Genomic DNA, 16,890 nt, shown 5'->3' with positions numbered 1-16,890 from the left:
GACCTGTATTCGCGTAAGGTTGTGGGCTGGTCGATGTCTGAGCGCATGACGGCTACGCTGGTTTGCGACGCGCTGCGCATGGCGCTGTTTGCTCGCAATCGGCCTCGGGGAGTGATCGTGCATACTGGCCGTGGTAGCCAATACTGCTCGCGCGAGCACCGCGCCCTGTTGGAGCAATACGCTTTGATCGCCAGCATGAGTGCCAGAGGCAACTGCTACGACAACGCAGCAATGGAGAGTTGGAACCACAGTCTGAAGGTCGAGGCCATCCATGGTGAACACCTCGCCACACGGGAGCAGGCCAAGGCTCATGTGTTTGACTACATTGAGGTTGACTACAATCGGATCCGGCTGCACTCGACCCTGGGCTACCTCAGCCCAGAGCAGTACGAGCTGGCCAACGTCGCTTAGATAGGTGTCCGTAAATCAGGGGCAAGATCAGATGTCCGCGGCCAGCATGCCCCCGGCGCTGGGCCGGTTGTCCACGACCACCTGCTGCCTGGCTTGCTCGGCCAGCTGGGCGCCTACCGTGCGCGCAAGCACATCCGTTCCGCCGCCCGCGGGAAATCCGACGACCCAGCGGATGGGCTTGTCGGGGTAGTCGGCCCAGGCACCGTGTGTCCATGCCCCCAGACCGAACGCGCACAGACCCAGCGCGAATGTACGGCGGACGCGTTGCGCATGGTGCGAGAAATTCATGGTCGTCTCCTCCGTTTCTTGTCATGTAGTCCGGCGGCCCGTCCGCTTCATGCGCCGGAGCGCGCGTAGCCGGACTTGGCGCCGAACACCTTCTCGCGCTGGGACCAGTCGTGGGTTTCGTTCCACAGCGCCAGGATCTGTGGCGCTTCGGCTTCGAAGACCGGGTAGCGTGCCGGGTCGGCAGTGCGCGCCGTCAGTTCCAGCCGATGACCCGACGGGTCGAAGAAATAGATCGAAGTGATGAAGTCGTCGTGGTTGGTCGGCCCAACGACGGTCAGCCCCTTGGCTTCGAGGTCCTTCTTGGCCTGATGCAGGGTCTCGATGTCGGCCACCTCGAATGCGAAATGCTGGACCCAGCCCGGCGTACGCGGGTCGCGGCCCGACGCCTCGCCCTCGTCCTGCGGGCATTCGAAGAAGGCGATGTTGCTGCCGTCCTTTATCTCGAAGAAGATGTGCACGTGGGGGCTGTACCTGCCGGTCGACGGGACATGGTCCTCGCCCATCGCATGGCTGAATTTCAGGCCCAGGACTTCGGTGTAGAACCGGACCGTTTCACTGGCATCGCGGCAACGGTAGGCGGCGTGATGGAGCTTCTTGCACAGCATGCGGTTTTCCTTCGAACAAAGAAACGTGGTGGATGCGACGGGCCGGGGCGCGCTAGGGCGCGGCCCATTGCGGCTGGAAAAACGGGGCCGGCGTCAGGATGCGTGACGACTGGCTGTGCAGCAGCGGCAGCATCTTGGCCACGTACGCCTTGAAGCCCGGGTCCGACAGCAGCTGCGCGCGGCGCCGGGCACGCTCGCCGAGATCGGCAAAGGCCCAGAGGTGGACGATCTGGTTGAGCTCGCCGATGTCGCTGTAGTAGTAGCCGACCATGCGCCCGAGGATGCGGCGCTGGATGTCGAGGCCCTCGGCCCCGTAGAGCGCGAGGTAGTCCCGGTACTTCCCGGGATGCGTGGTGTAGGTGCGCATCTCGACCAGCATGGTCATTCCCCGCTGTCCGCCGGGCCGTACGGGCGCGCGGGTGCCAGCACCGCGGCGCATTCGCCGAAGCCGATCCGCCGGTGGCCGGGCGCCTCGCAGAAGCCGGTGAGGCGCACCTCGTCGCCGTCCTCCAGGAAGCGGCGCTGCTCGCCGCCCGGCAGGTCGATGGCGGCGGCGCCACCGCGCGAGAGCTCCAGCAGGCTGCCGAGCGCGCCGTCGCCTGCGCCCGAGACCGTCCCCGAGCCGACCAGGTCGCCGGTGTCCAGCGCGCAGCCGTTGCTGGTGTGGTGGGCGAGCATCTGGGCCACGGTCCAGTAGAGGTCCGCCGCGTTGGAGCGCGAGAGCCGGTGGGCCGGCAGGCCGCGCTGGCGCATGTGCGCGGTGCGGATCGCCGCTTCGAGCTGCACCGCGACCGCGCCGCGGGCATGGTCCCGCGGATCGCGCAGGTGCGGCAGCGGCTCGGGATCCTGCGGCGCGCGGGCGGCGGCGGCCGTGCGGAACGGCAACAACGCCTGCGCAGTCACGATCCACGGCGAGATGCTGGTGGCGAAGCTCTTGCCGAGGAAGGGGCCGAGCGGCTGGTACTCCCAGGCCTGGATGTCGCGCGCCGACCAGTCGTTGAGCAGGCAGAAGCCGAACACATGGTCCCACGCATCGCCGGGGCGCAGCGGCTCGCCGGCGGCGGTCGGGCGGCCGACCACGATGCCCAGCTCGACCTCGTAGTCCATCCGCTGCGATGGTGCGAAGCGCGGCGCCGCGCCGGCCTCGGCCGGCTTGAGCTGGCCGTGCGGCCGGACGACCGGCTCGCCGCTCGTGCGCACGCTGTTGGCGCGGCCGTTGTAGGCCACCGGTACGTACCTGTAGTTCGGCAGCAGCGGCTGGTCGGGCCGGAACAGCCGCCCCGCGTTCGACGCATGGTGGATCGATGCGAAGAAGTCGGTGTAGCCGCGCACCTCGAACGGCAGCACCAGCTGCGCCGACTGCAGGGGCCGCAGCGCCGCCTCGACCGCGGGGCGCCGCGCGCGCTCGTCCTCCTGCAGCAGCGCCGAGAGCTGCGCGCGGAAGGCGGCATGGGCGCCGTGGCCGAGCGCCATCGCGCGGTTCAGGCCGGGCGCGGCGAGCGCGGCGGCGACCGCCGACGCCTCGGCGGTGAACAGGTCCGCGATCCGGGAGACGTCGAGCAGCTGGTCGCCGATGGCCACGGCACAGCGCGGCGCGGCGTCCGACGCGGCGCGGAAGGCGCCGAACGGCAGGTTCTGGATCGGGAAGTCGTGGTCCGGCCGGTTCGCCGACGCGACCCAGCTGCGCAGCGCGGGATCGTGCGTGCGGTCGGGCGCGCTCACAGCGTGTGCCCTCCGTCGCTCACGATGCGCGTGCCGGTGGCCGTGCGCAGGTGAGTCGCGCAGGCCAGGATGGCCTGGGCGACGTCGGCCGGCGACACGGCCCGGCCGAGCGGCGTCTTCTTCGCCTTGGCCAGCAGCTCCTCGCGGCTGCGGCCTTCGACGAAGCCGGTGTCGACCGCGGCGGGCGAGACGCTGAGGAAGCGCACGTCCGGCCCGAAGGCGCGCGCGAGCGACTTGGTCAGCGTGTCGAGTGCGGCCTTGGCGGCGCAGTACGCCAGGTTGCTGCCCGAGCCGGTGAAGGCCGATACCGAGGAGACGTTGACCACGACCGCGTCGCCGCCGGCGGCGCGCAGCAGCGGGATCAGCGAACGCGTGACCGCGTAGGGGCCGCCGACGTTGGCGAGCAGCACCTCGTTGAACAGCGCCGGTGTCATGGTGTCGAGGTCGGCATGCGCGACCTTGCGGGTGTAGCCCGCCGAGTTCACGAGCACGTCGAGGCGGCCCCAGGCCTCCTGCAGCCGGGCGGCCAGCCGCGCATGGCTTTGCCCGTCTTCCAGCGCGCTGGGCGCGGCCCAGTGGCCGGTGCCGGGCAGCTGCGACACGAGCTGCTCCGCGCGCTCCTGCCCGCGGTGGTAGCCGACCACCACCTTCGCGCCCTCCGCCGCGAACGCGATGGCGCTCTCGGCGCCGATGCCGCTGCTCGCGCCGGTGATCAGTACGATTTTGTCTTCGAGAATCCGAGTGCCCATGCCATTGTTTCCGCAACAGCGGCGGCCGATCGCCGCCATGCGTGCACTGTAGGAACCCCGTCCCTCCCGCGTCTCGGCTCTGTCCGTCTATCGGACATGACCTGCGCTGGAGCGTCAGGCCGCGAGCCACTACCATCGGCCGACCGGAACCGGCACGCGACGCCCCCGGCCCTCCTCCTCCGATCGAACATGCCGACATCCACGGAACCAGGCTCCCTCAGACGGGGAGTCCAGCTGTTGAAAATCCTTGCCACCGCCGGCTCCCGGGGACTTTCCCTGACCGAAATTTCCGCCCGCGCGGGGCTTCCCCATCCGTCGGTGCATCGCGTTCTGCAGCAGCTGGGCGAGGAACGGCTGGTCGACCGCCATGCCGAGCTGCGGCGCTACCGGCTCGGGCCGCTGGCCTTTGAGCTCGGCGTTGCCGGATCGACGATGTACGACATCCGCGATCTGTGCGAGCCGGAGATGAAGCGGCTTGCGGCCGACACCGAAGATACGGTCTACTTGGTCATGCGCAGCGGCTTCGACGCCGTCTGCCTGCACCGCATCGAAGGGTCGTTTCCGATCCGGACGCTGGTCCTCGAAGTGGGCAGCCGCCGCCCGCTCGGAGTGGGCGCGGGAGGGCTGGCCATCCTCGCAGCCCTTCCCGATCCGGACCGCGATGAGGTCATCACGCGCGTGGCGCACCAGCTGAAGAACTTCGCGAAGCTCGATGCCGACGCCGCCCGGCAAGCCTGCGCCGCCGCACGCGAACAGGGCGCGGCGGTCATCGAAGGGACCATCAACCTGGGCGTGACCGCCGTGGGCCATCCTTTCCGCGACGCCATGGGCCAGGTCGTGGGCGCCCTGAGCGTCGCGGCCCTGTCGCAGCGCATGCCGCCCTCTCGCATCCGCGCCATCGGCCGGTCGCTGGCCGACGCGTGCGCATCGGTCGAACGGACGCTGCGTTCGCAGCAGCGCCTGGGCTGGACGGCCGGCAAGCGTGCTCCACCGGTCTGACGAAACCCGGGCCAACGCGCGGGTCCGGCCGACCAGCCGTTGGCTGGAACCATTGCGCCCGCAGGCGACAGCTCTTTGCCTGCGCCGCGGAGCCTGTGGGAGAAACCCCGCCAGCTGCCGTGACGCGCCTACGAAAAAGCCCGGCAAAGGCCGGGCTCGCGTTGCGCAGAGCGCCGGCCTTCGCCGACGCGTGGGCTCAGTTGTTCAGCAGGATCGATGCGATCACGCCGGTGGCGATGGCCACGAGCACGTAGTCGCCGCCGTACTGCACCCAGTGGTAACCGCGCGGCGGGGCGCTCAGGCGATGGGCGCGCCAGTCGTCGACCACATAGTTGCGGCCGCGCAGGTCGGGCGGCAGACGGTCGCCCTTGTGGTAGCGGAAGTCGGAGCCGAAGCCGCGGCCCTCGCGGTCGCCGTGCTGGGGACCGCGGTCGCTGTAGCCGGGGCCACGGCGTTCATGGTCGACACGGCGCTCATTGCCGGGGGGGCCGCGCCGGTCGTCGTCAGGACGCGGGCCGGGCTGGGCTGCGGCGAGCGTGGCGCCGAGCATCAGCGCTGCACCGAGGGCGGCATGGAGTCGGTTGGTATTCATCATCTTCGGACCTCCTGGTTGATGTCGATGTTGCAGAAGCCGTGTAGCTGGACTGCAGTTGTCGGATGACGATTCCAGTCTAGGCAAACGACGGGTGCCGCAATCTGTCTGCTTATCGCAGTTTTGTAACCAATCCCGCGAAGGCGGCCGCTGATCCTACACCCTGCTGTCAGATGCGAACCGGCGAAGGCCAGCCGACGCCCTTCAAAGCCCTGCGGCCAGCACGAAGACCAGCGCGGACAGCGGTACGCCGATGAGCCAGAGATAGTCGGGCATTGCAAGCTCCTTTTCTGCGGGGCGCCGCCCTGGGCGAAGACGGCCGCTTCGGGCCATGGACCACGCCGGCCGTGCGGCGTGGAGGGCAAGGTGCGGGACGCGCAAAAGATAGGTTTGCGCCGGCTTTGCAACAGAAAGCACGCGCGCCGAGCCCGCGTAGGTGCATGCCGACACGCGCCAGGGCGCCGCCGATGTCAGTTTCCATGGCGCCGCGCATGAAACCGGCGCGGCCAGACTCCGTCGCCGCTTGGATAGGGAATGGGGGAAGAGCGCCGTTCCGTCCGGCGCCGTCGTACCCTGCCTTGCAGGCTGCGGTGTTATCAGAGGCCAGTCCAAGCCTGCGTGGCAGGCTTGGAGCCGCAGGTCTCAGCCCCAGAGCCCGCCTCCGGCATGCGGAAGCAGGAGAGAGCAAGGGGACGTTTCATTTCAACTGAACAGCCGGCGCGCCAGGACCGAGCCGGCCGACAGTTCGCGGCTGTCGAGCTTATCGTAGAGCAGTTCGAGTTCGCCGCCGATCTGGTCGAAGGCTTCGGGCGCCAACGGCTGGCCGGCCTGGTCGGTGACGGCGCCGTCCATGGTCTCGGCCAGAGCAAAGGCGATCTCGCGCAGCCGGGTGAAAGGCTGCTCGCTGCGCTGGACCTGGGCCACGTCCAGGCTCAGCGCCACGTCGCGGATGGCGCTCAGCGCTGGGTCGTCGGCCAGGGCGGCCTGGCTGTCGAAAGTCAGCACCAGCACCGGTGGCAGGCCCGCCGTGGCCGCCGGCAGCACCAGCCGGCCGGGTATGGCGCCGGCCACGAAACCCAGGCGCGCAGCGGTCTGCTGGATGTAGCCCGGGCTCCAGGCCGCATGGCGGGCGCGCAGGCCGAAGGCCAGCTGCGCATCGTGGTCGCCGGCGAACTGGTCGAGCTCGCGCGCGCGCGCGACTTCGTGGCGCATGTCGGGGAAGTCCGCCGCCGCGCCGATCGCGTCGGCGAACGCCTGGGCCTTGACGACGAACTCGGAGTATTCGATGTCGTTGAGCGCGCCGGTGCGGTTGGCCAGCTGCACGCCGGCCTGGAACGCGGTGTAGCGCTGGCCGGCCGTCGGCGTTTCCCACTGGCGCGTAGCCTGGTTCAAGCCTTCGATGGCGAAAGGCTTGCTGCCGGCGCGGCGGGTGGTGGGCAGCGCGGCCAGCGCCGCGTCACCGGAGACCACATGGTCCACATGCAGTGGCGCGATGCCATCGATGAGCGGATCGAGTCCCAGTCGGCGCTCCGGCAGCGGCAGCACAGGCAGGTCGCCTGCGGCTTCGACAGACGGCTCGGCCTGCACCGCGGCGGCCGGCGCGCCGCCATCGGCCGCGATGTCGAACGACGGCTCCTGCCGGTCGGCCAGCGGCGCGCCGTCGGCCGCGGCCCCTGCGGCAGGCTGCGGCTCGGGACGGGCCTGCCGCGGGGCATTGCGGCGCGAGGACCACACGTTGTAGACCAGGATCGCCACGATGACGGCACCGCCGGTAATGGCCAGGCTCAGTTGGAAATCGCTCATAGGTCCATTCTTCTTCGTATCGTTCCTGAACGTGCTCTCAGGCTTCGGCCATGCCCAGGGCCGATTCCATGTCGACCGCGACGATGCGCGAGACGCCCTGCTCCTGCATGGTCACGCCGATCAGCTGCTCGGCCATCTCCATGGCGATCTTGTTGTGGCTGATGAAGAGAAACTGCGTGCCGCGGCTCATCGCGCTCACCAGCTTGGCATAGCGTTCGGTGTTGGCGTCGTCGAGCGGCGCGTCCACCTCGTCGAGCAGGCAGAACGGCGCCGGGTTGAGCTGGAAGATGGCGAACACCAGCGCGATCGCGGTCAGCGCCTTCTCGCCGCCCGACAGCAGGTGGATGGTCTGATTCTTCTTGCCCGGCGGCTGGGCCATGACCTGCACGCCGGAGTCGAGGATCTCCTCGCCGGTCATGATGAGGCGGGCTTGGCCGCCGCCGAACAGCTCGGGGAACATGCGGCCGAAGTGGCCGTTTACCGTTTCGAAAGTGCCCGAAAGCAGTTCGCGCGTCTCGCCGTCAATCTTGCGGATCGCGTCCTCCAGCGTGTTCATCGCGTCCTGCAGGTCGGCCGTCTGCGCATCGAGGAAGGTCTTGCGTTCGCGCGCGGCCGTCAGCTCTTCCAGTGCGGCGAGGTTGACCGCGCCGAGCGCCGCGATCTCGCGGTGCAGCCGGTCGATCTCGCTCTGCAGTCCCGAAAGCTTGACGCCGCCCTCGGCGACGGACCGGCCCACTGCCTCCAGGTCGGCCTGGGCTTCGGCCAGCAGGTTGCCGTACTGCTCCAGGCCCAGGCGCGCGGCCTGCTCCTTGAGCTGGAACTCGGTGATGCGCGCGCGCAGCGGGTCGAGCGCACGTTCGCAGGTCAGCCGCCGCTCGTCGCTGGCGCGCAGCTTGGCGGTCAGGTCGTCGTATTCGCTGCGCTGGGAGGCCAGCGCCTTCTCGCGCTGCAGCTTGAGGTCGAGCGCGTCCTGCAGCCCGCCCTGCGCGGCGGCGTCGGACAGGCGACCGAGCTCGTCGCGGCCGCGCTCGGCCTCCTCGGCCAACGTGCGGGCCTGCTGGTCGGCTGTCCCGATGGTGCGCGAGAGCTCGCCGCGCCGGGCCTCCAGGCTGCGGCGGGAGAAGGCCGCTTCCTGCGCGCGGCGCTCCAGGCTGCGCTGCTGCTCGCGGCTCTCCGACAGCTTGCGCTCGGCGTCGATCACGCGCTCGTCGAGCTGCGCATGGCGCTCCTGCGTGTCGGCGAGCTGCATGTCGAGCTCCTCGAAGCGCGCTTCGGCGGTCACGCGGCGCTCCTGCAGCTCATCGAGCTGGCTGTCGACCTCGCCGAGGTCGGCCGCGATCTGCTCGCTGCGGGCGCGGGCCTGCTCGGCCAACTGCGACAGGCGCAGCGTCTCGACCTGCAGCTCGTGCGTGCGGCTCTGGGTGTCGCTGGCCTCGCGGCGCGCGGCGACCAGGCGCTGCGACGCGTCGGCATAGGCGGCCTCGGCGCGCACCAGCGCGTTGCGCGATTCCTCGGCGATCAGCGCCTGGGCACGGCTCTGCTTCTCCAGGTTCTCGATCTCCTGCGCGCGGGCCAGCAGGCCGGCCTGCTCCGAATCCTGCGCATAGAACGTGACGCCATGGGCCGTGACCGCATGGCCGCTGGCCACGTAGATCGCCTCGCCGGGCTGCAGCATGGCGCGCCGGGCCAGCGCGTCGTCCAGGCTCTGCGCGGTGTAGCAGCCGTGCAGCCAGTCGCCGAGCACGGCGCGCAGGCCGGCGTCGGGCAGGCGCAGCAGGTCGGCCAGGCGCGGGTGAGCGGCCGCGCCGTCGGGCCGGCCTGCGGCGGGCGGCGCGTAGAACGCGAGCCTGGCCGGCGGCGCCTCCTGGCCGCTCGCGCCAAGGAAGCCGCGCACGCTCTCCAGCCGCGAGACTTCGAGCGCGGACAGACGCTCGCGCAGCGCAGCTTCGAGCGCGTTCTCCCAGCCGGCTTCGATGTGGATGCGGCTCCAGAGGCCTTGCAGGCCGCCCAGGCCCTGGCGCTCCAGCCATGGGGCGAGCTTGCCGTCGGTCCTGACCTTCTCCTGCAGCGCCTTGAGCGCTTCGAGCCGCGCCGTCAGGTCGGCCTGGCGGGCGCTTTCGCCGTTGACGGCCTGCTGGCGCGCACGGCGGTCCTCGTCGAGCTGCGGCACGCTGTCCTGCAGCTCGGCCAGCCGGGCTTCGGCGATCGCGCTGGCTTCCTGGGCCGCGTCGAGTTGCTCGCGCAGGTTCGCGAGGCGGACTTCATCGGGCGCGGCCAGCGCGTTGCGGTCGGCCACGAGGCGCTCGCGGCGCTGGTGGAGCTGGCGCGACTGCTCCTCGACGTTGCGCTGCTCGGCGGCCAACACCTGGATCTGCTGCTGCACCTGAGTGACGACGGCGCGCTGCTCGGCGGCGCGCTCCTGGGCCTGGCGCAGCGCATCTTCGAGCTCGGGCAGGCGCATCGCCTGTTCCTCGACCTGAGCGGCCAGCAGCTCGGCCTGCTCCTCGGCCGTCTCGCCCTGCTCGGCCAGGCCTTCGAGCTCGACCTCGGCATCCTCGCGGCGGGTGCTCCACTGCGCGATCTGTTCGGCCAGCGTGGTCAGGCGCTGCTCCACGCGCTGGCGGCCTTCGACCACGAAGCGGATTTCGGCCTCGAGCTTGCCGACCTCGGCGCTGGCCTCGTAGAGCCTGCCCTGGGCCTGGTTGACCTGGTCGCCGGCCGCATAGTGCGCCTGGCGGATGGTTTCCAGCTCGGCCTCGACGTGGCGCAGGTCGGCCATGCGCGATTCGAGGTCGTTGACCGCCTGGCGGCCTTCGGCCTGGATGCGCTGCTGGTCGGCCTCGGCCTCGGCGCGCTTCAGGTACCAGAGCTGGTGCTGCTTGAGTGTGGCGTCGGCCTGCAGCGCGTTGTACCGGGCGGCGACCTCGGCCTGCTTTTCAAGCTTGTCGAGGTTGGCGTTGAGTTCGCGCAGGATGTCTTCCACCCGCGTCAGGTTCTCACGCGTGTCGGAGAGGCGGTTCTCGGTCTCGCGGCGGCGCTCCTTGTACTTGGAGACGCCCGCGGCCTCTTCGAGGAACAGGCGCAGCTCCTCGGGCTTGGATTCGATGATGCGGCTGATCGTGCCCTGGCCGATGATGGCGTAGGCGCGCGGGCCCAGCCCGGTGCCGAGGAACACGTCCTGCACGTCGCGCCGGCGCACCGGCTGGCCGTTGATGAAGTAGCTGCTGTTGCCGTCGCGCGTGAGCACGCGCTTGACCGCGATCTCGCCGTACTGGTTCCACTGGCCGCCGGCGCGGTGGTCGGCGTTGTCGAAGACCAGCTCCACGCTCGCGCGGCTGGCCTGCTTGCGCGAGGTCGTGCCGTTGAAGATCACGTCCTGCATCGACTCGCCGCGCAGCTCGCTGGCCTTGCTCTCGCCGAGCACCCAGCGCACCGCGTCCATGATGTTGGACTTGCCGCAGCCGTTGGGGCCGACCACACCCACCAGCTGTCCGGGCAGCAGGAAATTGGTCGGTTCGGCGAAGGACTTGAAGCCCGAGAGCTTGATGGAGTTGAGGCGCACGGCAGATTCGGCGGCGTCCGGGGCCGCATGTCATGCAGCCCGGCCCGCGGCTACGGGGAGCCACGATGTTACCCGAGCGTATCGACCCATCGGCCGGCCGGCCACATACTCCCGGGTCTTATATTTCCAGATGTCTATCTGCAGCCGGCTGCAGTCCCATACCCCGCCGGACATTCGGTCGCATCAGCCGCTGCATTTGCACATACGAACAGCGCATTTCCCTGCGGCGGCGTATCGGCCTTACATTCTGTCACTCTGCGGCTGACGATCCGCGGTCCGCAGTCCTGGACTTCTTTCTTCTCTCCAACGTTGCAAGGAATGCTATGAGCGCTACGACGACACCAAGAACGACGCAGCAGGACATCCAGGGCATCGGCGAGGACTGGCTGGCCGTCTGGCTCGGCCTGGTCGTGATCGCCGCAGCGCTGCTGAGCCTCGCCGGCCCGGACTTGCTGGGCTGGGCGGTGAGCACCAAGATCTGGTCCGGCCCGGGCTTCGCCGCCGCGCTGGCGCCCGTGGGCAAGGGCTATGCGTCCCTCGGCGGCTGGGGTTCGCTGATCCTGACCTGGCTGATCCTGCTGGCCGCCCTGTCGGTCGGCGCCGCGGCGCTGCGGACCGACGTGAAACGCTTCGCCGTGCGCTTCACGGTGGTGTTCTGGCTGGCCTACATCAGCTGGATCATCGGCAGCGAGGCGCACCTGGCCGTCACCAGCGCGGCTGACGCCCAGAAGTACGGCGTGGGCTGGTACCTCAAGCTCACGCCCGAAGGCGGCCTGGTGGTCGCGCTGGTCGCCGGTCTGGTCATCGGCAACTTCTTCCCGCGCTTCGCCGCTTGGCTCGGCGAGGCGATACGGCCCGAGCTCTACATCAAGACCGCGCTCGTCGTGCTCGGCGCGGTCGTCGCGGTGACCATCGCCGACCGCCTCGGCTACGCCGGCAGCATCGTGTGGCGCGGCGTGGCCGCCATCGTCGAGGCCTACCTGATCTACTGGGCCGTGGTCTATTTCGTGGCGCGCAAGTGGTTTGGCTTCTCGCGCGAATGGTCGGTGCCGCTGGCCTCGGGCATCTCGATCTGCGGCGTGGCCGCGGCCGTCGCCACCGGCAGCGCGATCCGCGCACGGCCGGTGGTCCCGCTGGTCGTCTCCTCGCTGGTGGTGGTGTTTGCGGCGGTCGAGCTGCTGGTTCTGCCCTTCCTCGCGCAGCATTTCCTCTGGCAGGAGCCGCTCGTGGCCGCCTCGTGGCTGGGACTGGCGATCAAGACCGACGGCGCGGCCGTGGCCTCCGGCGGCATCGCCGAGTCGCTGATCCTCGCACGGGCCGCGGCCGAGGGCGTGAAGTACGCACCGGGCTGGCTGCTGGGCACCACGGTCACGATCAAGCTGTTCATCGACATCTTCATCGGCTTCTGGGCTTTCCTGCTGGCCTGGATCTGGACGCGCCACGTCAACCCGCAGGCCGGGCACACGGCGCGCGCCGCCGAGATATGGCAGCGCTTTCCGAAGTTCATCGTCGGCTACGCCGTGGCCTTCGTCGTCGTGCTGCTGGCCACGCTGGCCGCCGGGCCCGCCACCGTGGCGAAGCTCAAGAGCGCGACCGGCGAGGCCGGCAACCTGCGGGTGATCTTCTTCCTGCTGACCTTCTTCTCGATCGGCGTCCTCTCCAACTTCCGCAAGCTCTGGGAGGAAGGGCTGGGCAAGCTCGTGGGCGTGTACGTGCTCGCGCTGTTCGGCTTCGTGATCTGGGTCGGGCTGCTGATCTCGTGGATCTTCTTCGCCGGCGTCAAGCCGCCACTGGCCGGCTGATCCGTCCGCTGCCTTCCATCCTCCGTTCCAGCCAGGAGCATTTGCGCCATGTCCGACACCGCCACCACCCAGACCGCCGAGCAGCAGATCAAGGCCGAGCTGCACCACACCGGCCGCGAGCCGCTGCTGCCCATCGAAAAGAAACTCATCGCCTGGAGCCTGGGCACCGGCATCGTGCTGCTCGTCGCCCTGCTCGCCCTCACGCGGCTCGCGGCCTGAGCCGCGCGGCCCCTTCACCCGCCGTGGGGCAGCCAGGCGATCAGCGGGCCGAGCGCTCGCGGCCGCCAGGCCAGCGTGAAAGCGAGCACCAGGGCGGCGGCCGCGAGCGCCATCACCCAGACCAGCACGGCCATCGAAGCATGGTCGACCGCGAGGCACAGCGCCAGCGAGCCCGCGAGCGCGGCCGCTCCGAGCACGCGCAGCAGCACCGCCGCGCGCGGCGGCGGCGGCCAACTGCCGCGCACCTGCTCCCAATGCGCGTCCATCGCCAGGGCCAGCCAGCCCAGGCCGATCAGGGCCGCGGCCTGCGCGGCCGCCAGCAGCAGGGCATCACGCACGGGCCGCCTCCTGCGCCGCGACGGATGCGGGGGCGGAAGCGCCTGCGGCATGCCGGCGCAGCCTGCGCGCGGCCACCGCGGCGAGCGCGCCGCCGGCCAGGATGAGCAGGTCCGCGCCGGCCACCGGCCAGTAGCCCGTGCCGATGGTGCGCAGCAGATGGTCCCCGGTGGTGGCCCAGTTCAGCAGCACGGCGGCCAGCGCCAGCGCAGCCACGGCCCCGCACTGCTCGGCCCAGGCCGGCGCGATGCGCGTCTGCGCGACCGGCGCGGTACGCCACAGGCCGTGGGCAAAGGCCAGCAGCCAGGCGCCCCAGAAGGCATGGCGCTCCCAGGCATCGCGCCCGGCCAGCCCTTCGGGCAGCAGGCGGTTGGCGATCAGCATGGCGAGCGTGGCGATCAGCATGCCGGTGACGGTGGAGACGGCGAAGCCATCGACCCAGCGCGCACCGCCCTGGCCCTGCTTCGCATGCTGGCGCTTGCGCTTCTCGACGAAGAAGAGGAAGCCGGTGGCGATGCAGGCGCAGCCGGTCAGGCCGCCCAGCACGTAGAACCAGCGCAGCAGCCAGTGGCGGAAGTGCTGGAGATGCAGGCCGGTGAGGAACTCGGTCATGCCGGCCACCGGCGTCTGCGGCGGGTCTTCGCGGATCAGCTCGCCGGTGGATGCCTTGAAGTGGATCCCGTTGCCCACCAGCGCGATGCGGTCGGTGCCGGCGCGGTACACGCTTACGTAGCCGTTGGCATCGCCCGGGAACTGCACCGCGAGGAAGCCGACCTCGCCGGCCATGTCCTTCGCGGCCCAGCGGCGCTGCGCCTCGGCCACCATGGCATCGACCGAAGCGATCGGCGCCTTCACGTTCGCGCGCTCGTGCGGCAGGCCGGTCTCCTGCGCCTCCAGCTTCTCGTGCAGCTCATGCAGCGGCGCGAGCTGGGTGTGGGCGATCGGGAAGTAAACGCCGCCGAAGATCACCAGCCCGGTGAAGGCGAACATGAAATGGAACGGCAGCGCCACCACGCCGGTGAGGTTGTGCAGGTCCAGCGTACTGCGCTGGATGCTCTTCTTCGGCCGGAAGGTGAACAGCTCGCGGAAGATCCTGCGGTGCATGACCACGCCGCTGACGAGCGCGGCCAGCATGACCAGCGCAGCGAAGCCGACGATCCAGGTGCCGAGGTTCTTCCAGGACAGATTCAGGCTGTAGTGCAGCGGAAAGAAGAACTGGCTGCCGATCTTGAGCTGGTCGTCGGGCAGCGTGACGCCGCTGCGCGGGTCGATGGTGCGCAGGGCGAAGACCGTGGCTTGCGGCACCTTGGCGCGGGGCAGTTCGAAGCCGGCGAACACGCCCAGCACCGGGTCGCGGTGGGTGGTATAGGCGCCCCAGCGCGTGGGCGTGTCGAAGCGCTCGGGCAGCGGGCCGTCGACCTGGCCGCGCGCCAGTTCCCGGCTCGGGGCGTCGGGCTGCAGCTCCTCGAAGACCGGCCGCAGCACCTTGTCGAACGAGGGCATGGGCTGCGGCGCGAAGCGGGTCGCCGGCAGCGCCCAGCGGTCGATCTCGCGGTCGAACACCGACAGCGCGCCGAAGAAGAACACGGCCATGAGCACGAAGCCCAGCACCAGGCCGAACCAGGTGTGCAGCCAGGCCATGGCGAGGCGGAAATTCTGGAACATGTCGGAGCCCTCAGAGCAGCGCGCGTTGCACCAGCGAGGCCGCACCGGTCATGGCGGCACCGCCGATCACCAGCACCGCCGCGAACTTCGGCAGGCTGCGCGCGGCGAAGGCCCAGCAGAAGACGGTCAGGAAGACGAGGAAGCCGGCGACCGCCGCCAGCGCCTCGGCGTCATGGAATTCGAGCCCGGCCGCGAACAGCAGGCCGATGGCCAGCGCGGCGAAGCCCCAGGTGAAGAGATAGCCGCCCAGCGTGGCCGTGGCGATGCGGACCACGATGTGGAGCGGGGTGATGGCGGACGCCGTGTTCGATGCCATGAAGGGATGCCGTGCGATGGAACTGATTCGTAATTATCTCAGCCACGGCATGCACTTCGGTCGTCCATTCATACTCCCCCGGTAAACCTTTCATGGCGCTCTTTTGACAACTGCCAGCGACCGATACTCCCTCAGTCCCAGTCGACCGCGTCGATGCCGCCGGGTTCGCGCACCGGCTGCCCATTGCGCTGCGAACGGAACGCCGCCGAGGCCGGATAGACCGCCCGGCGGACCCGCATGATCGAGCCCAGCGGCCGGTGGGCCGCCAGCCCGGTCCAGGAATTGAAGGCCATGCCGTCGTCCACCGCCGCGGACCGCGCCTCGCTCCAGCCGGTCTGCGGCGCGGCCACGATGCGGCCCACGCTCACCCAGGGACTGCGCTCGACCGGCCAGAGCACGGTCGCATCCTCGATCGGCATGGCCTCGATGTCGGTGCACAGCTGCGCGCGCAGTTCCCACTCGCCGCCCTGCGCGGCGAAGTGGCGCACGACCGCCTCGCGCAGCGCGAACGGATGGTCCGGCGAGTTCTCGACCGGCGCACCGGTCAGCGCGCGCAGCCCGGCCGATACCGGCGCCACCGACAGCTTGGCCATGTAGCGGCCCCAGAGCAGCGGCACCTGGCTGAAGAAGGTTTCGCCGAGGATGTCGGTCATCGGATGGCCACCCAGCGCCTGGAGCGTGGCGCTCTCACCGCCGGCCGCCTCCACCACCTTCTCCGCGCCGCGCAGCGCGGCCGACAGCGCGGTCTTGAGCCGCGGCACGCGGTCGGTCGTCGCGGCCAGCAGCTTGAGGCTGGAGAGGAATTTCCTGGCGTTCGGCGCGTTGAACACCGGCCCGTTGACCAGGATGAAGTCCTGCGTGCGCGCGCCCTCGGCGCCCGGCCCCTCGGCCGGCAGCCGCTCGCCGTCCACGCCGAGCAGCTTGAGCGCCAGGCCGCGCGGGGTGGAGACGCGGTCGCTCAGCAGGTCGCCCGGCGTCGTGGAGAAGCGCATCACCACCGGATGGCGCCGCCCGCCGTGGGCGAACACGCCCTGTGCCCAGGGCTCGGGCAGGCCGTCGAGCACCTCCAGCTCGGCCCGCAGCAGGCCGTGCGACTTGGCGTGGACGCTGCGGTAGGCATGGCCTTCGTCGGCATGCACCCTGGCGGCGATGCCGCGCAGGGTGTCGATGCATTCGGCGATGGTCTCGGCCTCGCCATCCTCCGGGGTTTCGTAGGCGCTGCCGTAGGGCAGCGGGACGATGGCGGGCGGCGTGGTGCGACGGAGGTCGTCGGTCATGGCGGCAGGCTCGTGGGGTTGGAATCCGGCCACCCTGCCCGCGGCCCGCGGCGCGCCGCGTAGGAGCGCGGGCCTGCACCGCGTCGGCGGACAGACCTCAGAATGATCTTGCCCCTGATTTACGGACACCTATCTAAGCGACGTTGGCCAGCTCGTACTGCTCTGGGCTGAGGTAGCCCAGGGTCGAGTGCAGCCGGATCCGATTGTAGTCAACCTCAATGTAGTCAAACACATGAGCCTTGGCCTGCTCCCGTGTGGCGAGGTGTTCACCATGGATGGCCTCGACCTTCAGACTGTGGTTCCAACTCTCCATTGCTGCGTTGTCGTAGCAGTTGCCTCTGGCACTCATGCTGGCGATCAAAGCGTATTGCTCCAACAGGGCGCGGTGCTCGCGCGAGCAGTATTGGCTACCACGGCCAGTATGCACGATCACTCCCCGAGGCCGATTGCGAGCAAACAGCGCCATGCGCAGCGCGTCGCAAACCAGCGTAGCCGTCATGCGCTCAGACATCGACCAGCCCACAACCTTACGCGAATACAGGTC

17 protein-coding genes are annotated in these 16,890 nt (G+C 69.8%); 4 read left to right on the top strand and 13 right to left on the bottom strand.

Annotated elements, in window-relative coordinates:
• Positions 1-411 (top strand): IS3 family transposase (locus tag GAK38_RS21175; RefSeq protein WP_325343662.1); only part of this gene is annotated, 411 nt, incomplete at its 5' end.
• Between the two features lie 27 nt (positions 412-438).
• Here GAK38_RS21175 and GAK38_RS21170 read toward each other — a convergent pair.
• Genes GAK38_RS21170 through GAK38_RS21150 form a run of 5 tightly spaced genes read right to left on the bottom strand, consistent with a single transcriptional unit; the run spans position 439 to position 3,775 of the window.
• Entirely contained in the window at positions 439-699 is a 261-nt protein-coding gene (locus tag GAK38_RS21170; RefSeq protein ID WP_325346918.1) for a hypothetical protein, read from the bottom strand.
• 47 nt (positions 700-746) lie between these two features.
• Complete coding sequence (locus tag GAK38_RS21165; RefSeq protein ID WP_325346917.1) at positions 747-1,304, bottom strand: VOC family protein; 558 nt, start codon at positions 1,302-1,304, stop codon at positions 747-749.
• 52 nt (positions 1,305-1,356) lie between these two features.
• Complete coding sequence (locus tag GAK38_RS21160; RefSeq protein WP_325346916.1) at positions 1,357-1,689, bottom strand: NIPSNAP family protein; 333 nt, start codon at positions 1,687-1,689, stop codon at positions 1,357-1,359.
• Positions 1,686-3,026, bottom strand: a complete 1,341-nt coding sequence (gene fahA, locus GAK38_RS21155; protein ID WP_325346915.1) for a fumarylacetoacetase — start codon at positions 3,024-3,026, stop codon at positions 1,686-1,688. The genes GAK38_RS21160 and fahA overlap by 4 nt, the downstream gene beginning before the upstream one ends.
• The gene (locus GAK38_RS21150; RefSeq protein WP_325346914.1) at positions 3,023-3,775 is read right to left on the bottom strand and encodes an SDR family NAD(P)-dependent oxidoreductase; all 753 of its coding nucleotides are present in this window, start codon (positions 3,773-3,775) and stop codon (positions 3,023-3,025) included. The genes fahA and GAK38_RS21150 overlap by 4 nt, the downstream gene beginning before the upstream one ends.
• 189 nt (positions 3,776-3,964) lie before the next feature.
• Between GAK38_RS21150 and GAK38_RS21145 the strand changes: the two genes are divergently transcribed.
• A complete protein-coding gene (locus tag GAK38_RS21145) occupies positions 3,965-4,774 on the top strand; it encodes an IclR family transcriptional regulator (RefSeq protein ID WP_325346913.1) in 810 nt (269 codons plus the stop codon).
• A gap of 196 nt (positions 4,775-4,970) precedes the next feature.
• Here the strand turns inward: GAK38_RS21145 and GAK38_RS21140 are convergent, their stop codons facing one another.
• The 3 genes from GAK38_RS21140 to smc all read right to left on the bottom strand — a co-directional run bounded on the left by GAK38_RS21140 (position 4,971) and on the right by smc (position 10,731).
• A complete protein-coding gene (locus GAK38_RS21140) occupies positions 4,971-5,366 on the bottom strand; it encodes an RcnB family protein (RefSeq protein ID WP_325346919.1) in 396 nt (131 codons plus the stop codon).
• A 702-nt stretch (positions 5,367-6,068) separates the two neighbouring features.
• On the bottom strand, positions 6,069-7,169 hold the full coding sequence (locus GAK38_RS21135) for a cell division protein FtsZ (RefSeq protein WP_325346912.1): 1,101 nt from the start codon (positions 7,167-7,169) through the stop codon (positions 6,069-6,071).
• A 37-nt stretch (positions 7,170-7,206) separates the two neighbouring features.
• On the bottom strand, positions 7,207-10,731 hold the full coding sequence (gene smc, locus GAK38_RS21130; RefSeq protein WP_325346911.1) for a chromosome segregation protein SMC: 3,525 nt from the start codon (positions 10,729-10,731) through the stop codon (positions 7,207-7,209).
• 323 nt (positions 10,732-11,054) lie between these two features.
• Here smc and GAK38_RS21125 point away from each other — a divergent pair, with 323 nt between their 5' ends.
• On the top strand, positions 11,055-12,533 hold the full coding sequence (locus tag GAK38_RS21125; RefSeq protein WP_325346910.1) for a putative sulfate exporter family transporter: 1,479 nt from the start codon (positions 11,055-11,057) through the stop codon (positions 12,531-12,533).
• 48 nt (positions 12,534-12,581) lie between these two features.
• The gene (locus GAK38_RS21120) at positions 12,582-12,752 is read left to right on the top strand and encodes a hypothetical protein (RefSeq protein WP_325346909.1); all 171 of its coding nucleotides are present in this window, start codon (positions 12,582-12,584) and stop codon (positions 12,750-12,752) included.
• Between the two features lie 14 nt (positions 12,753-12,766).
• Here the strand turns inward: GAK38_RS21120 and GAK38_RS21115 are convergent, their stop codons facing one another.
• From GAK38_RS21115 to GAK38_RS21095, 5 genes are all read right to left on the bottom strand, one after another.
• Positions 12,767-13,090 carry a DUF3325 family protein gene (locus GAK38_RS21115; protein WP_325346908.1) on the bottom strand — a complete coding sequence of 108 codons (324 nt, stop codon included), beginning with the start codon at positions 13,088-13,090 and terminating at the stop codon, positions 12,767-12,769.
• Positions 13,083-14,753 (bottom strand): PepSY-associated TM helix domain-containing protein, encoded by a 1,671-nt coding sequence (locus tag GAK38_RS21110; protein WP_325346907.1) that lies wholly within the window; start codon positions 14,751-14,753, stop codon positions 13,083-13,085. Before GAK38_RS21110 ends, GAK38_RS21115 begins: the two co-directional genes overlap by 8 nt.
• Before the next feature lie 10 nt (positions 14,754-14,763).
• On the bottom strand, positions 14,764-15,069 hold the full coding sequence (locus tag GAK38_RS21105) for an iron uptake protein (RefSeq protein WP_325346906.1): 306 nt from the start codon (positions 15,067-15,069) through the stop codon (positions 14,764-14,766).
• A 131-nt stretch (positions 15,070-15,200) separates the two neighbouring features.
• Entirely contained in the window at positions 15,201-16,346 is a 1,146-nt protein-coding gene (locus GAK38_RS21100) for a catalase family protein (RefSeq protein ID WP_325346905.1), read from the bottom strand.
• A 133-nt stretch (positions 16,347-16,479) separates the two neighbouring features.
• The coding region (locus tag GAK38_RS21095; RefSeq protein WP_325343662.1) for an IS3 family transposase at positions 16,480-16,890 on the bottom strand (411 nt) is incomplete at its 5' end.

The sequence above is a fragment of the Xylophilus sp. genome (genome assembly GCA_009914555.1).
GTDB lineage: Bacteria > Pseudomonadota > Gammaproteobacteria > Burkholderiales > Burkholderiaceae_C > WNDY01.
This window is presented reverse-complemented; position numbering and strand designations above follow the sequence as displayed.